Annotated in this window: 24 protein-coding genes and 1 pseudogene; 14 read left to right on the top strand and 11 right to left on the bottom strand. The window is 70.5% G+C overall.

The annotated features are described in order from the left end of the window. Positions 1-54: 54 nt before the first annotated feature. Positions 55-966 (top strand): sulfite exporter TauE/SafE family protein, encoded by a 912-nt coding sequence (locus tag SPR02S_RS24280; RefSeq protein ID WP_052347043.1) that lies wholly within the window; start codon positions 55-57, stop codon positions 964-966. 206 nt (positions 967-1,172) lie between these two features. Here the strand turns inward: SPR02S_RS24280 and SPR02S_RS24275 are convergent, their stop codons facing one another. Further along, positions 1,173-1,748 carry a TerD family protein gene (locus SPR02S_RS24275; RefSeq protein ID WP_019059604.1) on the bottom strand — a complete coding sequence of 192 codons (576 nt, stop codon included), beginning with the start codon at positions 1,746-1,748 and terminating at the stop codon, positions 1,173-1,175. A 159-nt stretch (positions 1,749-1,907) separates the two neighbouring features. Here SPR02S_RS24275 and SPR02S_RS24270 point away from each other — a divergent pair, with 159 nt between their 5' ends. From SPR02S_RS24270 to SPR02S_RS24260, 3 genes are all read left to right on the top strand, one after another. Continuing rightward, positions 1,908-2,348 carry a sec-independent translocase gene (locus tag SPR02S_RS24270; protein WP_019059603.1) on the top strand — a complete coding sequence of 147 codons (441 nt, stop codon included), beginning with the start codon at positions 1,908-1,910 and terminating at the stop codon, positions 2,346-2,348. A gap of 67 nt (positions 2,349-2,415) precedes the next feature. Further along, positions 2,416-2,646, top strand: coding sequence for a hypothetical protein (locus SPR02S_RS24265; protein ID WP_019059602.1), 231 nt, complete (start codon positions 2,416-2,418; stop codon positions 2,644-2,646). A 301-nt stretch (positions 2,647-2,947) separates the two neighbouring features. After that, complete coding sequence (locus SPR02S_RS24260; RefSeq protein ID WP_026150826.1) at positions 2,948-3,481, top strand: TerD family protein; 534 nt, start codon at positions 2,948-2,950, stop codon at positions 3,479-3,481. Positions 3,482-3,543: 62 nt separating this feature from the next. Here SPR02S_RS24260 and SPR02S_RS56210 read toward each other — a convergent pair whose 3' ends face one another. The 4 genes from SPR02S_RS56210 to SPR02S_RS56205 form a co-directional block, all read right to left on the bottom strand. Further along, positions 3,544-3,954, bottom strand: coding sequence for a hypothetical protein (locus SPR02S_RS56210; protein WP_019059600.1), 411 nt, complete (start codon positions 3,952-3,954; stop codon positions 3,544-3,546). Positions 3,955-4,193: 239 nt separating this feature from the next. Beyond that, positions 4,194-6,824, bottom strand: coding sequence for a magnesium-translocating P-type ATPase (mgtA, locus tag SPR02S_RS24250; RefSeq protein WP_019059599.1), 2,631 nt, complete (start codon positions 6,822-6,824; stop codon positions 4,194-4,196). Beyond that, a complete protein-coding gene (locus SPR02S_RS24245; RefSeq protein ID WP_019059598.1) occupies positions 6,817-7,179 on the bottom strand; it encodes an ArsR/SmtB family transcription factor in 363 nt (120 codons plus the stop codon). Before SPR02S_RS24245 ends, mgtA begins: the two co-directional genes overlap by 8 nt. A 49-nt stretch (positions 7,180-7,228) precedes the next feature. Beyond that, the gene (locus SPR02S_RS56205; protein ID WP_052347040.1) at positions 7,229-7,672 is read right to left on the bottom strand and encodes a hypothetical protein; all 444 of its coding nucleotides are present in this window, start codon (positions 7,670-7,672) and stop codon (positions 7,229-7,231) included. Between the two features lie 49 nt (positions 7,673-7,721). On the opposite strand from SPR02S_RS56205, the pseudogene SPR02S_RS66170 reads away from it, so the two are divergent. Then, positions 7,722-7,790, top strand: a pseudogene (locus SPR02S_RS66170) (GlsB/YeaQ/YmgE family stress response membrane protein); the annotation flags it as partial. A 42-nt stretch (positions 7,791-7,832) separates the two neighbouring features. On the opposite strand, the gene SPR02S_RS24230 reads toward SPR02S_RS66170, so the two are convergent. Then, positions 7,833-8,417, bottom strand: a complete 585-nt coding sequence (locus SPR02S_RS24230) for a TerD family protein (protein WP_019059595.1) — start codon at positions 8,415-8,417, stop codon at positions 7,833-7,835. Positions 8,418-8,442: 25 nt separating this feature from the next. Then, complete coding sequence (locus SPR02S_RS24225; protein ID WP_019059594.1) at positions 8,443-9,018, bottom strand: TerD family protein; 576 nt, start codon at positions 9,016-9,018, stop codon at positions 8,443-8,445. Positions 9,019-9,194: 176 nt separating this feature from the next. Between SPR02S_RS24225 and SPR02S_RS24220 the strand changes: the two genes are divergently transcribed. From SPR02S_RS24220 to SPR02S_RS24200, 5 genes are all read left to right on the top strand, one after another. Then, the gene (locus SPR02S_RS24220; protein ID WP_019059593.1) at positions 9,195-9,584 is read left to right on the top strand and encodes a BlaI/MecI/CopY family transcriptional regulator; all 390 of its coding nucleotides are present in this window, start codon (positions 9,195-9,197) and stop codon (positions 9,582-9,584) included. A gap of 6 nt (positions 9,585-9,590) precedes the next feature. Next, positions 9,591-10,523, top strand: coding sequence for a M56 family metallopeptidase (locus SPR02S_RS24215; RefSeq protein ID WP_019059592.1), 933 nt, complete (start codon positions 9,591-9,593; stop codon positions 10,521-10,523). A 299-nt stretch (positions 10,524-10,822) separates the two neighbouring features. After that, positions 10,823-11,251: a hypothetical protein gene (locus SPR02S_RS24210; RefSeq protein ID WP_019059591.1), complete on the top strand. Its 429-nt coding sequence runs from the start codon at positions 10,823-10,825 to the stop codon at positions 11,249-11,251. Between the two features lie 128 nt (positions 11,252-11,379). After that, positions 11,380-12,600: a metallophosphoesterase gene (locus tag SPR02S_RS24205; RefSeq protein ID WP_019059590.1), complete on the top strand. Its 1,221-nt coding sequence runs from the start codon at positions 11,380-11,382 to the stop codon at positions 12,598-12,600. A gap of 186 nt (positions 12,601-12,786) precedes the next feature. Next, positions 12,787-13,314, top strand: a complete 528-nt coding sequence (locus tag SPR02S_RS24200) for a hypothetical protein (protein WP_019059589.1) — start codon at positions 12,787-12,789, stop codon at positions 13,312-13,314. 48 nt (positions 13,315-13,362) lie between these two features. Here SPR02S_RS24200 and SPR02S_RS24195 read toward each other — a convergent pair whose 3' ends face one another. Further along, positions 13,363-14,049, bottom strand: coding sequence for a DUF2848 domain-containing protein (locus tag SPR02S_RS24195; RefSeq protein ID WP_019059588.1), 687 nt, complete (start codon positions 14,047-14,049; stop codon positions 13,363-13,365). 161 nt (positions 14,050-14,210) lie between these two features. Here SPR02S_RS24195 and SPR02S_RS24190 point away from each other — a divergent pair, with 161 nt between their 5' ends. The 3 genes from SPR02S_RS24190 to SPR02S_RS24180 are packed head-to-tail and all read left to right on the top strand — an operon-like array spanning position 14,211 to position 16,772. After that, positions 14,211-15,611: an MFS transporter gene (locus tag SPR02S_RS24190; RefSeq protein WP_019059587.1), complete on the top strand. Its 1,401-nt coding sequence runs from the start codon at positions 14,211-14,213 to the stop codon at positions 15,609-15,611. Between the two features lie 43 nt (positions 15,612-15,654). Beyond that, positions 15,655-16,446 (top strand): carbon-nitrogen hydrolase family protein, encoded by a 792-nt coding sequence (locus tag SPR02S_RS24185; protein WP_019059586.1) that lies wholly within the window; start codon positions 15,655-15,657, stop codon positions 16,444-16,446. Next, on the top strand, positions 16,443-16,772 hold the full coding sequence (locus SPR02S_RS24180) for a cupin domain-containing protein (RefSeq protein WP_019059585.1): 330 nt from the start codon (positions 16,443-16,445) through the stop codon (positions 16,770-16,772). The genes SPR02S_RS24185 and SPR02S_RS24180 overlap by 4 nt, the downstream gene beginning before the upstream one ends. Before the next feature lie 16 nt (positions 16,773-16,788). Here SPR02S_RS24180 and SPR02S_RS24175 read toward each other — a convergent pair whose 3' ends face one another. After that, entirely contained in the window at positions 16,789-17,415 is a 627-nt protein-coding gene (locus tag SPR02S_RS24175) for a GntR family transcriptional regulator (RefSeq protein WP_019059584.1), read from the bottom strand. A 247-nt stretch (positions 17,416-17,662) separates the two neighbouring features. Here SPR02S_RS24175 and SPR02S_RS24170 point away from each other — a divergent pair, with 247 nt between their 5' ends. Then, positions 17,663-18,157, top strand: coding sequence for a peptidylprolyl isomerase (locus SPR02S_RS24170; protein ID WP_019059583.1), 495 nt, complete (start codon positions 17,663-17,665; stop codon positions 18,155-18,157). A 90-nt stretch (positions 18,158-18,247) separates the two neighbouring features. Here SPR02S_RS24170 and SPR02S_RS56200 read toward each other — a convergent pair whose 3' ends face one another. After that, positions 18,248-19,297, bottom strand: a complete 1,050-nt coding sequence (locus SPR02S_RS56200) for an alpha/beta hydrolase (RefSeq protein ID WP_019059582.1) — start codon at positions 19,295-19,297, stop codon at positions 18,248-18,250. A gap of 58 nt (positions 19,298-19,355) precedes the next feature. Further along, positions 19,356-20,213: an alpha/beta fold hydrolase gene (locus tag SPR02S_RS24160; protein ID WP_019059581.1), complete on the bottom strand. Its 858-nt coding sequence runs from the start codon at positions 20,211-20,213 to the stop codon at positions 19,356-19,358. Positions 20,214-20,228: the final 15 nt, after the last annotated feature.

The raw sequence follows: 20,228 nt of genomic DNA, 5'->3' as shown, positions 1-20,228 counted from the left end.
TCGGACGACGCTTTCCACACCTTTCCCATAGGAAAGGTGTCTACGGTCGTGGACATGGATGTCTCCGCCCCGATCGTCGTCGCCGGAGCCCTGGTCGGGTTCGCCGTAGGACTCACCGGCATGGGCGGCGGGGCGCTGATGACCCCGATCATGGTGATGGTCTTCGGTGTGAACCCCACCGCGGCGATCGGCAGCGACCTGGCCGCCTCCGTGTTCATGAAGCCGTTCGGCGCGCTCGTGCACCAGCGGGCCGGCACCGTGCGCTGGGACATTGTGCGCCGGCTGCTGCCCACCGCCGTCCCGGCCGCGTTCGGCGGGGTCTTCCTGCTCCAGTTGTTCGGGGACGGGGACGCGCTGCAACAGCGGGTCAAGTACGTCATCGGTACGGCGCTGCTGCTCGCCGTCGCGGGCATGCTCGTACGTCTGTGGCTGGACCGCCGGCGCGGCACCATCGCCGACGAGGACGCCCACGTGCCCGTCCGGCCCGTCGCGACGCTGCTGGTCGGCCTGGTCGGCGGGGTCATCGTCGGCATGACCTCGGTCGGCTCGGGTTCCCTCATCATCGTCATGCTGATGCTGGCCCACCCCCGGCTGAAGGCCAACCACCTCGTGGGCACGGACCTCGTCCAGGCCATCCCCCTGGTGGCCGCCGCCGCACTGGGACACCTGCTGATCGGGGACGCCGACCTCGGCCTGGCCGCCACGCTGCTCATCGGCGCGATCCCCGGAGTGGTCCTGGGCGCCGTCGCCTCCACCCGCGTCACCGGACCCGCAGTGCGCTGGGCCCTCGTGGTGCTGCTGACCGGCTCCGGACTGTCCATGCTCAAGGCGTCGTCCCCCGTCATCGTGTGCGCGTGCCTGGGCATGGCGGCGATCGGCATCGTCGTCACCGCACGCGGCCGGCGCGCCACGCAGACCGCACCGAGCGCAGTCCACGAGCCGGAGCCCGAACACGCCGCCAGCTGACCCGCGCACCGCGCCGCCGCTCCCGGCGCGAGCCAGGTCATCGGCATCCCGCCGGAACGCTCAGGAGTTCGTGGTTCCATCGCAGGCGCGGAAGCGGAGTGGACCGCGAGCGCCCGGTCCAGGGGCGTGTTCGGTCCACCTCGCGGGGAAGGCGCCGGTGAGACGCTGTACACCGTCTCCGTGCGACGACGGCACTTGGCGCAGCGTCAGACGTTGACGCCGAAGTCGGACGCGATGCCTGCCAGTCCGGAGGCGTACCCCTGGCCGACCGCGCGGAACTTCCACTCGCCGCCGTGCCGGTACAGCTCGCCGAAGACCATCGCCGTCTCCGAGGAGGCGTCCTCGGAGAGGTCGTAGCGGGCGATCTCCCCGTTGTTCGCCTGGTTCACCACCCGGATGAAGGCGTTGCGGACCTGCCCGAAACTCTGTCCGCGCCTGTTCGCGTCGTGGATGGACACCGGGAACACGATCTTGTCGATCTCGGCGGGTACGCCGGCGAGGTTCACCTTGATGCTCTCGTCGTCGCCCTCGCCCTCACCGGTGAGGTTGTCGCCGGTGTGCTCCACCGAGCCGTCCGGGCTGCGGAGGTTGTTGTAGAAGACGAAGTGCTGGTCGGAGACGACCTTGCCCGACGTGTTCAGCAACAGTGCGGAAGCGTCCAGGTCGTAGTCCGCACCGGTCGTGGTGCGAACGTCCCAGCCCAGCCCGATCAGCACAGCGCTCAGCCCCGGCACCTCCTTGCTCAGCGACACGTTGCCACCCTTGCCCAGGGAAACTCCCACGGCTCTTTCCTCCCGACTGTGGGCCGTCCGCACGTCACTGGGTTCCAACGCGGAACCGACCACGACGGTTCCAACACTTGCGCAATAGTTGAAGTAATGTCATGGAGGCGGGCCCGGGCGACAGGCGAACCGGGCGGCAGGGACAGCGAGGAGCGGCTGATGTTCCCGGACGTAGGACTGCCGGAACTGGTCACCCTCGCGATCCTGGTCGTCCTCCTCTTCGGCCCGGACAAACTGCCGGAGATCATTCAGAACGCGGCGGAGTTCATCCGCAAGGTACGGGCGTTCTCCGACAGGGCCAAGGAGGACATCCGCTCCGAACTGGGCCCGGATTTCAAGGACTTCGAGTTCGAGGACCTGCACCCGAAGACGTTCGTACGCAAGCACGTCCTGGACGGCGACGGAATCGGCCTCGATCTGGGCCTGGACGAGATCCGCAGCGCCCTGGATCCCAGGAAGGACCTGGCGGAGGTGGCCGACGCCGTACGAGATGCCGCGCACGACACGGAACCACAGGCGGCGGCACCCCAAGTGACGCTCGAAAAGGCCCACCACCCCGAAGGGTCCGCGCGCTCCGTCTTCGACCCCGATGCCACCTGAGACACCTCGCCGTCACGTGATCCACTTCACGAAGATCAAGCAGTTGCGCAACCTTTAAACTTTCGGTGTGGAAAACAGCGGCACGACGAACTGGGAAAACGCGGTGCTGGACGGAGGTCCGGCGGACGGGTTGCGGACACGCGTCATCGACCGGCCTCGGGTGGTCCAGGTGACGTACCCCTGCCTCACGGACGGCCTGGAAGACGGTGTGCGCACGGAGGCCCTGTATCTCTACCGCCTCGACCCCGGGGTGACGAGCGAGCCTCTCCGCTACGGCTTCGATGTGGCGAGCCCCTGACGGCCTCGGGCCGCGCGATTCAGCCGGCAGCGGCACTCTCGGAGACCGGCCGGGCCGAGGTGGTTGAGGATGCGTATGGACTTGCCCGGTCCGCCGGTCAGCCATGATTGCTGCCTTGCGCAACTTTTCAACCATGGAGTGAGATCAGTCGTCCCCTTGATCCGCCGCAGAATGAACAGTTCCGTCGCCTGACTCCTGGGGTACATCTCCCTTCCGGGCATGTGGCGATGAGCATCAACCCGCGGGATCAAGCACAACCCTGTCCGCGCCCAGCGGGCCGATTCGAGAGAGGCAGCAGCCACTGAGCAGCGTCAGCAAGAGACTCGGGAAGGCCGAAGTGAGGCTCAAGTGGGACCCGAGTCCCTGGAGCCGGCCGCCTCACCATCTCGACATCATCGCCACCACCTACTCCGCGGACGCCCCCTACGGGCAGCCGGTGTACGTCGTCCACTACGACAGTCGCTCGCCGGACGGGACCATCAACATGCCCCGGCACAGCGAGACCGGGCTGGGTTTCGGCTACGTGGAGGTGATGGTCCTGGAACTCGACCGCCTGGCGCCTTCCTTCGTACGGGTGGTCGTAGGGGTGGCGATCCATCAGAACACCGGCCCCAAGACCTTCGGCGACATAACGAACGCGGGGGTGCTGGTGGTCGAGGGGTACCAGAAGCTGCTGGAGGACGACTTCGCTCAGGTCGCCGGGTCCACCGCTACGACGGTCGCGGAGTTCACCAGGGATTCCTCCGGTGCGTGGGAGTTCCACGCGATGGTCCGGGGATCCGACAGCGACCCGGTGGAGTTCACCGCGGAGATGGGCGGCGCAGGACAGCTCTGACCAGGAAGGAGCGGGACGACTGAAGGGATGATTCCGGCATCGGTCCGAGAAGGACGAGGGCCTCACCCGCCGACCGCTTTCCCCGCCTTGGCCCAGTTGGTGTGCAGCCGGTTCAGGTACGACTGCGCCTGGCTGCCCGGTGTCGCACCGCGCGCGAAGGCGAGCATGTTGCTCGCGCCGGTGTTGTAGCCGAGTGCCAGCAGTTCGTCCTTGCTGAGGGAGCCGTGCCAGGTCGGGGGCAGCTGTTCCGCCAGGTCGTGCAGATACCAGGCTTCGGCCTCGATGGCGAGGTCACGGTCTTCGGGCAGTTCGTCCCAACGCCGACCGGCGAAGTCCCGGCTCTTCTTGACCTCGTCGAAGGTCGCGCGATGCATGTTCGCGATGCCGAAGGCCGCGTCCGGCTTGTACTTCTGCCAGGCCCGCTCGAAGGCCGCGTCATGCGGCTTGTATGCCTCGTTGCAGAGGATCGCCATCACCAACTGGGCACTGGCGTGCGCCTGTTGGGCCCAAGTGCAGACCTGGGACGACGACCGCGAAGACCGCCGGCGCGAGCCACCGCCGCCGTGTCCGGGGTTCGGCCATCTCCCGCCTTCTCTCAGGACGGCGTGCACGTCCAGGACCCGAAAAGTACCGAGAAACCCTTCTACAGGAGGTGGACCAAGGGCTGTGTGAAGCATCGAACGCCCGGCCGCAGCGATCGGGTTCACGACTCTCACCGGTGATCGGTCAGGCGCCGTTCGTCCCGCGCCCTGACCGCCATCAACCCGGCGGTATAGAGGACGAGAACCGCGGCCAGCAGCAGGTAGTAGAGGGTCGGCAACGGTGTGAGGCCGAGCAGCGAGCCGAGTGGGGAGACCGGTAGCACCAGTCCTACGGCGGTCAGCGTGGCCGCCGCCCAGCCGATCGGCCCCGGTGTGCGGCCCTCGGCAGCGTGCCGTCCGGAGCGCAGCAGCGTCATCACCAGGGCCTGGGTGATCAGGTTCTCGGTGAACCAGCCGGAGTGGAACACCGCCGCGTCGTCCAGGCCGTCGGGTCCGTGCAGGGCGAGGGCGAGCACGCCGAAGGTGGCCAGGTCGGCGACGGCGTTGAGGACACCGAAGCCGGTGATGAAGCGCAGCAGGTCGCGGGGGCGCAGCACGGTCGGCCGGCGCAGCACCGACGGATGCGGCCGGTCGTAGGCGAAGGCGAGCTGGGCGGCGTCGAAGCACAGGTTCTGCGCGAGCACCTGGGCCGGGAGCATAGGCAGGAAGGGCAGGAGGAGGCCGGCGGCGAGCATCGCGATGACGTTGCCGAGGTTCGAGGAGAGCGTGATGCGCAGATACGTGGTGATGTTGCCGCCCGCGTACCGTCCCGCCGCGATGCTGTGGCCGATCGCGGTGAGGTCCTTCTCGGCGAGGACCACGTCGGCGCTCTCCCGGGCGACGGCCACGGCCTCGCGCGGGGCGATGCCGACGTCGGCGGTGCGCAGGGCGGGCAGGTCGTTGACGCCGTCGCCGAGGTAGCCGACGGTGTGGCCGCTCGCGCGCAGGGCGGCGGCGATACGGGCCTTGTGCTCGGGGGCGCAGCGGGCGAAGACGGTGGTGCGAGCGGCTACCGCGGCGAGTTCGGTGTCGTCGAGACGGTCGACGCGGTCGGCGGTCAGGACGCTGTCGGAGGGCGCGGCGATCCCCAGGTCGCGGCAGACCCGGGCGGCTGTGCCGGGGTGGTCGCCGGTGAGGATTTTGACGGTGACGCCCCGGTCGGCGAGGACCTTCAACGCGTCGGCGGCGGTGGGGACGAGGGCGTCCTTGAAGGTGACGAAACCCCGGAAGGACAGGCCGCGTTCGTCGGCCGGGGTGTAATCACGGGTGCGGGCGGGACGTTCCGCGACGGCGACCGCCAGCACCCGCAGGCCGTCGTCCGCCAGCTCGGCGGCGAGGGTGAGCAGCCGTTCGCGTTCCGCCCGCGCCGGCGCGCAGCGTTCCAGTACGGCCTCGGCGGCTCCCTTGACGACCAGCGTGTGCGCGCCGAGCCGGCCCGGTGTGCGGACGACGGCGGTGGCGAGGCGCCGTACCGGATCGAAGGGGAGGGCGGCCAGCCCGTCGTAGGCCATGAGGTCGTCCTCGTCGACGGCGTCCAGGATCGCTTCGTCGAGGGCGTCCGGTGTGGGCAGGTCGGCGAGTTGAAGGGTCCACCAGGCGTTCACCGCGGCCCAGCGGAGTGCCTCGGGATCGTCCTGTCCGTCCGGGCCGAGGGCACGGTGGAGGACCGGCCGATCCTGGGTGAGGGTGCCCGTCTTGTCCAGACACAGCACGTCGACCGCGCCGAGGTCGTGCAGCGCGGGCAGCCGCTTGACGATCACCCCGTGGGTGCGGGCCAGCAGCGAGGCGCCGCGTGCCAGGCAGGTGGTGACGATGACCGGCAGCATCTCCGGGGTCAGCCCGACGGCCACCGCGACGGCGAACGGCAGCGTCTCCAGGCCCCGGTCGCGCAGGGCCGCGTTGGCCATGAGGACCAGCGGCGGGGTCAGCAGCATGAACCGGATGAGGATCCAGGAGATGCCGTGCACCGAGCGGTCGAAGGCGCTCGCCTCGCGCCGGTCGCCCCCACCGCCGTGGACTGCGGCAAACCGTGTCCGCGCACCTGTGGCCACGATGACGGCGGTGGCGCTGCCGGAAGCAACACTGCTGCCCTGGAAGCAGAGTTGGGGCCGGTCGAAGTCTCCGTCGGCGGCCGCCGCATCGGCAGCGTCCTTCGCGACCGGCGCCGACTCGCCCGTGAGCACGGCCTGTTGCACCGTCAGGCCCTGCGTACGCAGCAGCCGTACGTCGGCCGGAACGAGATCGCCCGGGCCGAGACGGATCACGTCGCCGGGCACCAGCTCGTCCACGGGAATCTCCCGGGCGTCCGGCGGCGCGGCCTCGTCCGCGCGACGCAGGACGGTGGCCGTGGTGGCGACCAGGTCGCGCAGCGCGGCCATGGACCGGTCGGCCCGGCACTCCCCCGAGGCGCGCAGCACACAGCTCACCGCTACGAGCAGCAGGATCACGCAGGCGGTGCCCCAGGAGGCGACGGCCGCCGACACCAGCCCAAGACACAGCAGAACGGCAGTGAACGGATCGCGGAGACTGCGCAGCAGCACCCGCGCCCAGGAGGCGCCCCGGTGGCCCGGCAGGGTGTTCGTCCCGAAGCGGGCCTGGCGCTCCTCGGCCTCCGTCTCCGTCAGACCGCGCGGTCCGCTGTCCAGTCGCCGCAGTGTCTGCAGCACGGTCGGTACGCCCGGTTCCGGACCGGCGTCGCTGAGCACGGGCTCGGGAGCGATTGGTCCGGCGTCCGGTTCCGAGGCCGCGGTGGTGTCAGCCACCGGTCCCGCGCAGGGTGCGCACGGGTGCGTACGCCCCCTCGGCACGCGCGGCCAACTGGCCGACCATCACCCGGACCACGGTCACCACGTCGGGGTTGTCGACGAAGTAGATCTGGCGCCGGCCCTCCCTGCGAGAACGTACGAGGCCGGCGAGCTTCAGCTTCGCCAGGTGCTGGCTGACCGCGGGCAGGGCACCGCCCACCCGGTCCGCGAGGTGGGTGACATCGCTCTCGCCCTGTGCCAGCGCCCACATGAGGTGCAGCCGCGCGGCCGATGCCAGCAGCCCGAAGGAGGCTGCCGCCTCCGCCAGCACCTCGGCGGACGGATCCTCGAAGCCACCGATGCCCGCTGCCACAGCCCTCTCCCGTCCCGCCCCGATCGTCACGCGCCGTACCCGCGCGGCTTCAGTCTAGGTCTCCGGCCGCGTCCGTCCGGGCGCCCACGGGATGGAGCGGCCGGCGGAAGGACCGATGCAGTGGAGCCGCCGTCGCAAGGACGAAGAGTCCGAAGAACGTGATCGCCGACAGTCCGACCGGCTGGAGGTAGCCGAGCGGGTGGCACAGGACGTCGTCCCAGTTGTCCCACCAGTTCGCGGTCAGATCCGCCGTCATGATGGTTGCGCCGAGGGGCGGGGCCACCGGGTGCGCCAGGGCGACCCCCACGGCGGCGAGCAGGTCGAGCACGACCAGGGAGTGAAAGAGCAGTTGGCTCGGCAGGGGCCAGTAGCGATACGCGTGCAGCCCGCCCCTGATCACGTCGTAGGCGTGCGCCCCACTCCCTTCCACGAAGCCGATGACGTACACCGCCGCCACCCACCGCGCCCAGCGCGGCTGCATCCCCCATCGCATGCCGCCCACCCTAAACACATGATCCGACGCCTCGGGAGCGAGAGGCGTGGGCATCATCGGCGTCGCGGGCGCCTTCGTGGGCGGCTGGATCTCCGCCCGGTTCCTCGACCGCCCGGTGTTCGGCAACTCCCGGGACTGACCCCGCGGTCCGGCGCCACCGTCACAGGTGGGCGGCGACGGCGGGCAACAGATCCTGGAACGTCCGGCCGGCCGCGGGCTCGCCGATCGCCTTCAACTGCCAGCCGCCGCCGTCGCGGTACAGCTTCGCCATGATCTGCGCCGTGTACGTGCCACCGCCGCTGAGCGTGTAGCGGGCCAGTTCCTGCCCGGTGGTCTCGTCGATCAGACGGCAGAAGGCGTTCTGCACCTCGGCGAAGGTCTGCCCGGTGAACGAGTTGACCGTGAAGACGATCTGGTCGATGCGGGCGGGGACGCGACCGAGGTCCACCAGGATCGACTCGTCGTCACCACCGGCACCGGCACCGCCGACCAGGTTGTCCCCGGTGTGGCGGACGGATCCGTCGTCGCTCGTCAGATGCTGGAAGAAGACGACCTCGACCGGCTCACGGCCGGCGAAGAGCAGCGCCGAGGCGTCCAGGTCGATCTCGCGCGGGCCGGCCAGCTTGGCCAGGAAGCCCTTGCGTGGTGCGGCCTGCCAGCCGAGCCCCATACGTACCGAACTCAACATGCTGCCATCGGACTTGCTCAGGCTGATCTGCTGGCCCTTGCCCAGGTTGACCGACATACGTGACCTCTCCTCCTACTGGTTCTCAGACACCGACGCCGAAGTCGGTGGCGATCCCCGCCAACCCGGAGGCGTATCCCTGTCCGACGGCACGGAACTTCCACTCCGCACCGTTGCGGTACAGCTCGCCGAAGACCATCGCGGTCTCGGTCGACGCGTCCTCCGACAGGTCGTAGCGGGCGAGTTCGGCGCCGCCGGCCTGGTTGACGACGCGGATGAAGGCGTTGCGGACCTGGCCGAAGGACTGCCGGCGGTTCTCTCCGTCGTGGATCGAGACCGGGAAGACGATCTTGTCGACCGCGGCAGGTACGGCGGCGAGGTCCACCTTGATGGACTCGTCGTCACCCTCGCCCTCACCGGTGGTGTTGTCGCCGGTGTGCTCGACCGAACCCTCGGGGCTCTTGAGGTTGTTGTAGAAGACGAAGTGCTGGTCGGAGATGACCTTGCCCGAGGCGTCGAGCAGCAGTGCCGAGGCGTCCAGGTCGAAGTCGGTGCCGGTCGTGGTGCGCACGTCCCAGCCCAGGCCGACCAGCACCGCCGTAAGCCCCGGCGCCTCCTTGCTCAGCGAAACGTTGCCACCCTTGGACAGGGAAACACCCATGATTCGTCCCTCCACGCATGCCGACGGTTCGGGTCCGCGGCCCGGACCCGAACTGAAATCTACAACACTGTAGAAATAATCGACGGGGACGGCGCGGCCGTATGGCAACGCGTCGATACGATGGGACGATCACGACCCCGCAGCGGCAGTAGCGTCAGACCGGAGGGAGACGGACCGTGGCGAGACCGGATCCGCGCCCTCAGCGCCGGGCGCAGGGCGAGTTGGAGACCCAGGTGCTCACCGTCCTGCACACGGCCGACGCACCGGTGACCGCGGCCTGGGTGCAGGAGCGCCTGGACGCCGAGCTCGCGTACACGACGGTGATGACCGTGCTGAGCCGGCTGCTGGAGAAGCAGGCCGTGACCCGGGTGCGCGAGGGCCGCTCGTTCGTGTGGTCGCCGGCCGCGGACGAGGCGGGACTCGCCGCGCTGAAGATGCGCAAGGTGCTGGACCGCGAGCAGGACCGCCGGGCGGTGCTGGCCAGTTTCATCACCGCCCTTCCGGAGGACGACGAGCAGTTGCTGCGCGACCTGCTCGACCAGGCCACCGACGAGTCGGCGGGCTGACGTCCCGTGGGCGTCTTCGTCTTCCTGCCGCTCGTCCTGCCGTTGACGGCCTGGCCGATCGCCCACCTGGCCACCCAGCACCTTCATCCCCGCACCGCCACGGGCCTGTTGAGTGCCATGGCCGCCGTCATGGCCCTGTGCAGCACGCTGTGCCTGGGCCTGCTGATGGTGGTCGGCACCGCCCAACTGCCCGGTAACCCGCTGCCGGACGGCTGGTCCGACCCCGAGGTACGCGAGAGCGTGCCCCACGACGAGATCGTGGGGAGGGCCGCGATTCCCGTCCTGCTCGCCGTGGTCATGGGCTGCGGCCGAACTCTCTGGCGCCACTGCCGAGTTCGGCGACAGGCCCACGCGGCACTCGCCGGCCTACGTGCCACCTCGGTCGCGATCCTCCCCGACGACGAGCCGTACGCCTACGCCCTCCCCGCCGGCCCACGCGACCGCATCGTGGTGACCACCGCCCTGCTCGCCTGCCTCAACTCCCGTGAACGCCGAGCCCTGTTCGCCCACGAGCGGGCCCACCTCACCGCCCGGCACCACCGCCACCTGCTGATCGCCCAACTGGCCGCCCGCGCCAACCCGTTCCTGCTGCCGCTACGGACAGCCGTCTCCTACGTCACGGAGCGCTGGGCGGACGAAGAGGCCGCCCGGTCCGTCGGCAGCCGCAAAGCCGTCGCCCGCGCGATCGGCAAGGCCGCCCTCGTCTCCCGCGCCACGCCGACACCGACACTCGCGGCCCTCGCCGCGCCGGGCCCCCTCCCCCGCCGGGTCGCCGCCCTACTGGCCCCGCCACCCCCGGCACGCACCTGGCCACCGCTCTTCACCACCGTGAGCTTGGCGCTCTGGAGCGCGGCGGCGGGCGCCGCCCTGTCCGCCACGCTCTCCGCGAACTCGGCCGTGACCCTGCTGCTGCTCCTGCACGCGGCGACCCCGCTCTAGGCGGACGTTCCGCACGGCCGGCACGCGGTACGGAAGCAGGGCACCGCCGGGAGTCCGGCGCACCCGATGCGTGGCCGACAGGACTCAACCCCCGTCGGCCACAGTGCTGTTGATCTCAGCGACGGCACCGGATCACAGGTCGAACTCGTGCAGCGGCAGCCCCGGCGCGAAGCAGGCGTCGTGGACGACGGCCCGCTCTTCAGGTCGTTCTGGACGAGTTGCGGCTTACCGTGTACGTCTGAACACACCGTTGTTCGCCTGAACACACCGTCGCGGTGCAGAGGAATCGAGGAAGGTCATTGGACGCGGAACTGGTGACACTGGTCGGGACGGGAACCACGACGCTTGTCGGTCTCATGGTCACCGACCTCTGGGCGCAGACGAAGCAGCGCGTGGTTCGGCTCTTCTCGCGCGGCGGCGATGCCGACGCCGTGGCCGGGGAACTGGAGGAAACCCGCGCCGCGTTGATCGCGGCCACCGGTAGGTCCGATCAGGAAGATCTCACCTCCGATCTGACGGCGACGGTACGGCTCAGGCTCCGCCGGCTGCTTGAGCAGGACCGCGACACCGCCGTGGAACTCCGGCGCCTCGTCGACGAGTTCGCCCCCGCCGCCCCGTCCGGCACGGTGCACAACAGCATCACCGGCGGCACACAACACGGTCCGGTGATCCAGGGTCACACCTTCACCAACCTCACCTTTCACACGCGCGACGGCCGGCAGCCCTGACCCGCTGTGTTTGCGGTCCCGCAGCGAACCCCTCGCTCCACGGGGCCGCGCCCGTGAACGCCCGTCCGGACAGCCGAGGGCGACCGGATACAGTGCGCGAGACCGCAGCCTGGTGAGAGAGGGGAAGCGTGACCGACGCCAGCGACACCCGGCCCGCCGACGGTGAAGTGCAGGCTCCGCGGCGGAGCCGACTGAACCGCCTGATGCGCTACCTCCCCCTGATCGCGCCCGTCCTGCTGTGGGCCGTGCCCTGCGGGGTGCTCCTGTACACCGGCCAGCACTGGCCGCTGCCCGTCACCCTGGCCGGCACCGCCCTGTTCGTCCTCGGCCTCGTCGCCATGCCACTCGCGATGGGTCGTGGCCACGGCCGGCGTCAGCAGGACTGGGCGGCGATCATCGGTGACACGCTGCTGGGCGCCAGCTGGGTGCTGTTCACCTGGTCCCTCCTGCTCGGCGTCCTGCTGCGGCTCGCCCTGACCCTGGCCGGCGTCGGCGACGGCCAGGACCGGGCCCGCATCGTCACCTGGACGATCCTCGCCACCACCGCCGTACTCCTCTCCTGGGGCTACGCCGAAGCCCGCCGCGTACCGCGCGTGCGCCGCCTCGACGTACAACTCCCGCGGCTGGGCGCCGGGTTGGACGGCACCCGGGTCGCCCTCATCACCGACACCCACTACGGCCCGCTCGACCGCGCCCGCTGGTCGGCGCGGGTGTGCGACACGGTGAACACTCTGGAAGCCGACCTGGTCTGCCACACCGGCGACATCGCGGACGGCACGGCCGAACGCCGCCGCGCCCAGGCCCTCCCGCTCGGCACCGTGCGGGCCACCCAGGCCCGGGTCTACGTCACCGGCAACCACGAGTACTACAGCGAGGCCCAGGGCTGGGTCGACCTGATGGACGAGTTGGGCTGGGAGCCGCTGCGCAACCGCCACGTGCTGCTCGAACGCGGCGGCGACACCCTCGTGGTCGCCGGCGTGGACGACGTCACCGCGGAGTCCTCCGGCCTGCCGGGCCACCGCGCCCACCTCGCCGGAGCTCTGAACGGCGCCGACCCGGACCTGCCTGTCCTGCTCCTGGCGCACCAGCCCAAGTTCATCGACCGGGCGGCAGCCGCCGGCATCGACCTCCAGCTCTCCGGCCACACCCACGGCGGCCAGATCTGGCCCTTCCACCACCTGGTCCGCCTCGACCAGCCCGCCCTCGCCGGCCTGAGCCGGCACGGCACCCGCACCCTCCTCTACACCAGCCGCGGCACCGGTTTCTGGGGCCCGCCGTTCCGCGTCTTCGCCCCCAGCGAGATCACCCTGCTCGTGCTCCGCTCCCCCAACCCGCCCGCCTCGGCGTAGCACTGGTCACCGGCGGATCAAGAACCGCCCGGTGTCGTACCCCTCCCCCGAGGAATCCGGGCCTCTTCCAGGCCCCAGTCCGTCAAGCGGGCCACTTCCTCGATGCGGGTACGAGGGACGCCTATCCGGCGACCGAAATCGGGGAATCACAGGTGCCCCGGCCTTGATGTGACAGAAGATCCCCGTATGACTCAACATCAGAACGACCCGGCGCCGACGACCGGCGCGGCCGACTCCTACCTGGCCGGACTCCGCGAACGGCTCGCCGCCGACGGGTCGGTGGTGACCGGAACCACCTGGCACGACCGCCCGGTGACGATAGGCAGCAGATCGGACCGGAAGGCACGGTGGTTCGGCACCAAGGCGGAACTGTTCGTCCTCGCCGCCACGGTGCCCGAGGTCGACCAGGCCCTGCTGACCGAGTTCACCGGGTGGGCCCTGGACTACGCGAAGAACCTGCGGGGCGGACTGGCCGGCGCCCGCAACGCCGCGCTGATCCTGCCCGCCCTGGTCACCGGCAACGCCCAGCCGGCCGCGCGGACTTGGGCCGCCAAGGACGCCCGGGTCCTCGGAACGTCCCTGATAGGGCGGCCCGTCACGGTGGAGACGACGGGATCGGGAGTCACCCGCGTCACGATGTACCGGGGCAGGAGCATGTACGGCGGGATGTTCACGGGACACGTCCTGGAGAAAGCGGCGCTGTACTTCCCCTGACTTCCCCTGGCGACTCCCTCGCCCCGCCCTAGTAACTCCCTCGCCTCGTCAGCCAATGGGCTCCGGCATCGGCCGGACGTCGTAGGCGAGCCCGATGACGTCCCCGCCCGCCGGATCGGCCAGCTCGACGCGCCAGCTGTCGGCGAACTGGTCGACTCCGGGGGCCATGGGGATGGTGCCGGAGATCAGGACCGTCCCGGGGATCAGATCGCCTCGGGAGCGCAGGACGTCGACCCAGTAGCCCGGGGTGAGGAGTTCGGCCAGCGTGCCGGTCTGGATCTCGGTCTCCGCGCCGGCGTGACCGACCCACGCACGCAAGGTGATCTCGTCGAGGCGGGACTCCACATCGGCCAGCCGCCAGGCGCGGCGGGCGAGGACGTCGGGGCCGGCGTTCTTGCTCCACGCCACCCCGTGCACCTCCAGCTCACGGTCGGTGTGATCGCAGGCGGCGGTCAGCAGCAGCTCCCCGCCCTCCGCGACGACCAGCGCCCACTCCGCCTCGCCGGAAGTGCGCCCGTGCTGGACCGCGACGCGCTCGGTCTGCTGGGCGAGATACGGGGACACGGGATAGAGCGCGGGCGTCACGGACGGGCCCGGCACACCCAGCTCGGCGAGTTCCGCGACATGCGCGGCGACGTCGTCCTGGCTGCGCCCGGCGTACCCGGCGTTGAGGACCTGGACGACGTCGACCTCGCGCGTCGATCCGTCGGGCAGTTCGAAGGTCAGCACGGACATGAGGGCACTCCAGGGATCGGGGAACGGGAATCGGGCAGCGGAGAAGCAGGCCCGCGGAACCTGATTTCTCCACGGTTAACTTCCGGCGCAGGGCTTGCGCATACGACCTGTATACAAGAAGTATGCCGGAAGGTCGATGTCCCCGAGCAAGGATGGGCCCCATGCACGACACCCCGAAGAGCGACGCCGTCGCCCCGCGGAGCGACACCGACGCCGCGCGAAGCAGCACCGCGGCGAAGCGCTCCGGCGTCCGCCGCGCCTTCGTCGCCAGCCTCACCGGCACGGCCCTGGAGTGGTACGACTTCGCCGTCTACTCCGCCGCCGCGGCCCTCGTCTTCGGCGATCTCTTCTTCCCCTCCGAGGACCCGCTCACAGGCACCCTCCTCGCGTTCTCCACCTACGCGGTCGGCTACCTCTCCCGCCCCCTCGGCGGCTTCGTCTTCGGCCGGCTCGGCGATGTGATCGGCCGCAAGAAGGTGCTGATCGCCACCCTCGTCCTGATCGGCGTGGCCACTTTCCTGATCGGCCTGCTGCCCGCCTACGGCACGATCGGCGTGGCCGCTCCGATCGCACTGGTCGTGCTGCGCTTCGCCCAGGGCGTCGGCGTGGGCGGCGAGTGGGGCGGCGCCGTACTGCTGTCCAGCGAGTTCGGCGACTCCCGCCGCCGGGGCTTCTACGCCTCCGCCGCCCAGGTGGGCCCGCCCGCCGGCAACCTGCTCGCCAACGGTGTGCTGGCCGCCCTCGGCGCGCTACTGACCGAGGCGCAGTTCGAGTCGTGGGGCTGGCGGGTGGCGTTCCTGCTGTCCGGCGTACTGGTCGGCTTCGGGCTGTGGATCCGGGCCAAGCTGGAGGAGACCCCGGTCTTCAAGGCGATGGAGGCCGAACAGTCCCGCCCCCAGACGCCGATCCGCGAGGTCTTCACCACCCAGCCCCGCGCCCTCACCGCCGCGATCCTGTGCCGCGTCGGCCCCGACGTCCTGTACGCGATGTTCACCGTCTTCGTGCTGACGTACGCCACCCAGGAACTCGACATGTCCCGCGGCTCCGCCCTCGCCGCCGTCCTCATCGGTTCCTCGGTCCAGGTCTTCCTGATGCCCTTGGCAGGCGCCCTCTCCGACCACGTCAACCGCCGCCTGCTGTACGGCATTTCGGCGATCGCCGCCGCGGTGTGGCCGTTCGTGTTCTTCCCGATGACCGCAGGCGGCTCCTGGCTGCCGCTCGCCGCCGGAGTCCTCGTCGCCCTGGTGATCCACTGCTGTCTCTACGGCCCGCAGGCCGCCTTCATCGCCGAACAGTTCTCGCCCCGGCTGCGCTACACCGGCTCCTCGCTGGCCTACACCCTGGCCGGGCTCATCGGCGGCGCCATCGCCCCGCTCCTCTTCACCACCCTGCTGAGCGCCTACGACAGCTGGGTACCGCTGGCCCTGTACATCGCCCTCGCCTCCGCGATCTCCCTGGTGGGCGTCACGCTGGGCCGCAACCCCAAGGCCGCCGTGGACGAGGACACACAACTCGCCGCACCGAAGACCCCGGCCACGGCGGACGCTCCCCTGTCCCACTGACAACACCCACACCACCCCACCCCGGACAAGGAGTCACCGCCCCATGCGGATCGCCCTCAGCCAACTCACCACCGGCCCCGACCCCGACAAGAACCTTCGCCTCGTCGAGGAGTGGACGCGCCGCGCCGCCGACGCCGGAGCCCGCGTCGTCGTCTTCCCCGAGGCGTCGATGGCCTGCTTCGGCACACCGCTGACCCCGCTCGCCCAGCCCCTCGACGGACCCTGGGCCGACGGGATCCGCGAGATCGCCCGGTCGACCGGCACGATCGTCGTCGCCGGCATGTTCACCCCGGCCGACGAGGGCCGGGTGACCAACACCCTGCTGGCGACCGGCCCCGGCGTCGAGGAGTCGTACGACAAGATCCATCTCTACGATGCCTTCGGCTTCCGCGAGTCCGAGAGCGTGGCCCCGGGTTCGCGCCCCGCCGTGATCGACGTGGACGGTGTCCGGCTGGGCCTGGCCACCTGCTACGACGTCCGGTTCCCCGAGCTGTTTCGGGCGCATGCCGACGCCGGGGCGGTGGGGACGCTGCTGGCGGCCTCCTGGGGTGCCGGGCCCGGCAAGCTCGACCAGTGGGAGCTGCTGGTGCGGGCGCGGGCGCTGGACGCCACCGTGTGGGTCGCCGCCGTCGGCCAGGCCGACCCCGGCACCCCTCCGGGCCCCGCGCCGACCGGCATCGGGCACAGCCTGCTGGTCGGCCCGGACGGGACCGTACGGGCCTCTCTCGGCGCCGAGCCGGAGCTGCTGGTGACCGACCTGGACGTCGAGGAGGTCGGCGCGGTCCGCGAGAAGACGTCCGTACTGGCGAACCGGCGGCCGGAGATGTGGCGATGAGCGGACCCGAGCTGGAGTTCCACCGCCCCGACGGGCCCTGGGTCGGCGCGGGACCCGGTGTCGAGGAGTGCGTGCTGGCCGAGGACCCCGAGCGCGGCAGACGCACCGCGCTCGTCCGGTGGGCGCCGGGCACGGACTCCTCGGTCGCGGGCGTGGCCCGGCACGACGTTTGGGAGGAGGTGTATCTCGTCGAGGGAGCGATGCACGATCTGACGCTGGACCGCACCTTCACGGCGGGCATGTACGCCTGCCGTCCCCCTGGCATGCCGCACGGGCCGTGGACCTCGGCGGACGGCGTGACGATGCTCGTGATCACCTACCCCTGACCGCCGAGGGGTGGCTTCAGCCGTCGAGAAGCACCTTGAGGGTCGACTGCAGGTGGTGGTCGATGGCCGCGCACGCCGCCTGCGCGTCACCGGCGGCGAGGGCGTCCACGATGGCCTCGTGCTCGTCGAGCACGGCCTTCTGCCGGCCCTGCTGGTTGAAGACGGCGACCACTCCGGCGCGGACCTGGCGGCTGCGCAGACCGTCGTAGTGCCGGTCCAGAAGGGTGTTTCCCACGGCCGACACGAGGGACGCGTGGAACCGGTGGTCCACGGCGATGAACTCGTGGGCCTCCTCGGCGCCGGTGAGCGCGCGCTGCCGTTCCAGCAGGGAGCGCAGCTCCTCCAGGGGCACCCGCTCGGCCGCGACGAGCCGTTCGGCCGCGTACCGCTCGACCAGGCCGCGCAGCTCCATCAGCTCCCGGACCTCGCGCCCCGTCAGGGGGGCGACCCGGGCGCCGCGCTTGGGCACGAGCTCGACCAGATCCTCCGCGGCGAGCATCAGCAGCGCCTCGCGGATGGGAGTGCGGGAGACACCGATACGATCGGCGAGCTCCTGCTCCGACAGGAACGCCCCCTGCATCTCGGGGTCCGTCAGCACGGTGTCCTTGAGATACGCGTAGGCCTTCTCCCGACCGGACGCCACGGCAACCCCCAGACATCGCATACAGTTTGTATACAGACGCTATCACGCGCGTTCCCGCCCGGCAGAGCCGGAAGGCGCCGCCCGGCACCCCGCCGCCGGAGGCCGGCGCCGACACAAGAGCTCTGCTCTGTGGATAGAGTTCGACGGACTGGACTCCGATCAGAGCCCTTTGACGTAACGGCCTGGCGTACGGCACACGGCCACGCCGGGCAGAGGGTGCAACACACCGAAAGTGACAGAATTGACCATGAGCAACGTCTACTTCGACATCACCATCGACGGTGCCCCCGCAGGCCGCATCGTCTTCAACCTCTTCGACGAGGTCGTCCCGAAGACCGCCCGGAACTTCCGCGAGCTGGCCACCGGGCAGAACGGTTTCGGCTACGCCGGTTCCGGCTTCCACCGCGTCATCCCGCAGTTCATGCTGCAGGGCGGTGACTTCACCAACCACAACGGCACCGGTGGCAAGAGCATCTACGGCGAGAAGTTCGCGGACGAGAACTTCGACCTGAAGCACGACCGCCCGTACCTGCTGTCGATGGCGAACGCCGGCCGCAACACCAACGGCTCGCAGTTCTTCGTCACCACCGTCGTCACCTCGTGGCTCGACGGCAAGCACGTCGTCTTCGGCGAGGCCGTCGAGGGCACGGAGATCATCGACAAGATCGAGTCCCTGGGCTCGCAGTCGGGCTCCACGAAGGCCAAGATCGAGATCGCCGCGTCCGGCGTCGTCGAGAGCTGAACCCGACCCGTTTCCGGTCGTGACGGCGGGCCCCAGGGATGTTGTGTCATCCCCGGGGCCCGCGGTATGTCCGGGTCCCGGCGCACGCCCTCAGCCGTGCAGGGTCCGGCGCAGGAAGTCCGTGATCAGGTCCATCGTGCGGCGGGTCGACCAGGGCAGCCCGACCTCCTCGTCGTCGAGGACGGCCATGTCGCCGTGGCCGGCGCCGAGGAGGACGACGCGGGTCGAGTCGGCGCCGTGCGCGCGCAGGGCCTCGTGCAGGATCAGGGTCTGGCTGGGCGAGACGATCGGGTCGGCGGTGCCGTGCAGGAGCAGGAAGGCGGGCAGCGCGGGCGCGGAGTCGAGGTGGCTGATCGGGTTCGCCTCGGCGGCGGCCTGCGGGGCGTCGGCCAAAGAGGCGCCGCTGGTACGGCCGTTGACGAACATGGCGGCGATGTTGTCCGCCCCTTCGAACGACGCCTGGGTCGCCGGGTCGAAGTCGGCCGCGATCCTGGTCAGATCCGAGGCACCGAAGTTGTCCACTACGGCCTGGACGGCGGCGTCGGGGTCCGTCGTCGCGGGATCGAGCAGCGACCGCCCGCCGAGCACTCCCGCCATCGCGACCAGATAGCCCCCGGCCGACTCGCCCCACAGCGCGACGCGCCCCGTGTCGATGCCGTACTCCTCGGCATGGGCGCGCAGGTGGCGCAGCGCGTTCTGCACATCGGCGACGGCCTCGCGGAAAGTGGTGCCCTGGGGGATGGTGCGGTACTCGATGCTGGCGACCGCGAATCCCGCCTCCGCGACATAGGCCCTGGTCTCCGGGGCCAGTTCCTTCCTGGAGATCATGAACCCGCCGCCGGGGACGTAGAGCACGAGCGGCGCGGGTTCGTCCGTGTCGGGAACCAGCAGATCCATCCGTAGCGGGACCGGGTTGCCGTCGGCGTCCTGCGGGGTCGCGTACACGATGTCGTGCAGCTCGGAGAGCTTTCGTGCGCCCAGCGTGATCTGAGGTTCACCCGTGGGGTCTACGACAACGCTGGTGCTGGTGTCGCTCGCCGCCACCGACGTGGCGAACGCGAGGACGTCCCGGGGCTGCGGCGGGGCCGGTGAGGTGGGGTCGGCGGTGAACTCGGGGCGCGGGGTGGTGGGTTCGGGCATGGTGTCACGTCCTTGAGGGGGGTCGGGAAGGTCTGGAGTGGGGATCCGTGGGGCGCCGTCAGCTGGTCAGGAAGGCGTCCAGGAGGCTGTTGACCAGCTCCGGGCGAGTGGCGAAGGCGAAGTGGTCCGCGCCGGGCAGCTCGGCCAGCCGGGCGCGGGCGATGGTGGTGCGCAGGTACAGGGAGACTCCGCTGGGCACCTCCTGCCCGATGGTGCTCGTCATCAGGAGGGTCGGCGCCTCGATGGCCGGGAGCAGGGCCCGGTCGTCGTCCAGGGAGATGTCCTCGAAGAAACCGAGCAGGGTTCGTACGCCCGCGTCGCGGCTCATCTCCCGGAACCAGGCGCCGAGTTCGGCCGCTCGGGCGGCGTCCACGTCGGCGAAGACGACCTCAGGATCGAGCACGGCGTCGGTGATGCCTTCGATGCCGCCCTCGGCCGCCGCGTCGGTGAAGTGGGCGATGCCCTTCTCGTCGAAGCCGTAGGGCCAGTCGGCGGAGCGGCGGAACTTGGGCGAGCCGTTGATGACCGCCAACTTGCCCACGAGGTCCGGGTGTTCGGCGGCGAAGCGCAGCGCGACGTGCCCCGCGGAGGCGAAGCCGACGAGCAACGGGGCCGTGAGTCCCAGGTGTTGGATCAGCGCCGCGAGGTCGGCGACGTACAGGGCGGTGACGCCGGATACGTCGGGCGGAAGCTTGCTGGAGGCGCCGTAGCCGCGCAGGTCGAGGAAGACGTTGCGGGCGCGGGTGTCGAAGAACTCCCGCTGTGCCGCCCAGGATCGGGAGTCGAGCGGCAGGCCGTGCACCCAGACGATCACCGGCGCGGCGGGATCGGTCAGGCCGGTCTCGTAGTACGCGATACGGCCGTCCGGTACGTCGAGGTGGCGGGCTCGGTCGAGGCTGAGAGGGGTCGCGGGCATGACGGGGTCGCTCCC

The organism is Streptomyces prunicolor NBRC 13075 (assembly GCF_000367365.1).
Lineage (GTDB): Bacteria > Actinomycetota > Actinomycetes > Streptomycetales > Streptomycetaceae > Streptomyces > Streptomyces prunicolor.
This window is presented reverse-complemented; position numbering and strand designations above follow the sequence as displayed.

Excerpts from the sequence above, each read along its gene's own strand:
- SPR02S_RS24280 (WP_052347043.1), top strand. The coding sequence starts at position 55 with ATGGATGTCTCCGCCCCGATCGTCGTCGCCGGAGCCCTGGTCGGGTTC.
- SPR02S_RS24270 (WP_019059603.1), top strand. The coding sequence starts at position 1,908 with ATGTTCCCGGACGTAGGACTGCCGGAACTGGTCACCCTCGCGATCCTG.
- SPR02S_RS56210 (WP_019059600.1), bottom strand. The coding sequence starts at position 3,954 with ATGGCGATCCTCTGCAACGAGGCATACAAGCCGCATGACGCGGCCTTC.
- SPR02S_RS56205 (WP_052347040.1), bottom strand. The coding sequence starts at position 7,672 with ATGCGATGGGGGATGCAGCCGCGCTGGGCGCGGTGGGTGGCGGCGGTG.
- SPR02S_RS24230 (WP_019059595.1), bottom strand. The coding sequence starts at position 8,417 with ATGTCGGTCAACCTGGGCAAGGGCCAGCAGATCAGCCTGAGCAAGTCC.
- SPR02S_RS24225 (WP_019059594.1), bottom strand. The coding sequence starts at position 9,018 with ATGGGTGTTTCCCTGTCCAAGGGTGGCAACGTTTCGCTGAGCAAGGAG.
- SPR02S_RS24200 (WP_019059589.1), top strand. The coding sequence starts at position 12,787 with ATGACTCAACATCAGAACGACCCGGCGCCGACGACCGGCGCGGCCGAC.
- SPR02S_RS24195 (WP_019059588.1), bottom strand. The coding sequence starts at position 14,049 with ATGTCCGTGCTGACCTTCGAACTGCCCGACGGATCGACGCGCGAGGTC.
- SPR02S_RS24190 (WP_019059587.1), top strand. The coding sequence starts at position 14,211 with ATGCACGACACCCCGAAGAGCGACGCCGTCGCCCCGCGGAGCGACACC.
- SPR02S_RS24185 (WP_019059586.1), top strand. The coding sequence starts at position 15,655 with ATGCGGATCGCCCTCAGCCAACTCACCACCGGCCCCGACCCCGACAAG.
- SPR02S_RS24180 (WP_019059585.1), top strand. The coding sequence starts at position 16,443 with ATGAGCGGACCCGAGCTGGAGTTCCACCGCCCCGACGGGCCCTGGGTC.
- SPR02S_RS24170 (WP_019059583.1), top strand. The coding sequence starts at position 17,663 with ATGAGCAACGTCTACTTCGACATCACCATCGACGGTGCCCCCGCAGGC.
- SPR02S_RS56200 (WP_019059582.1), bottom strand. The coding sequence starts at position 19,297 with ATGCCCGAACCCACCACCCCGCGCCCCGAGTTCACCGCCGACCCCACC.
- SPR02S_RS24160 (WP_019059581.1), bottom strand. The coding sequence starts at position 20,213 with ATGCCCGCGACCCCTCTCAGCCTCGACCGAGCCCGCCACCTCGACGTA.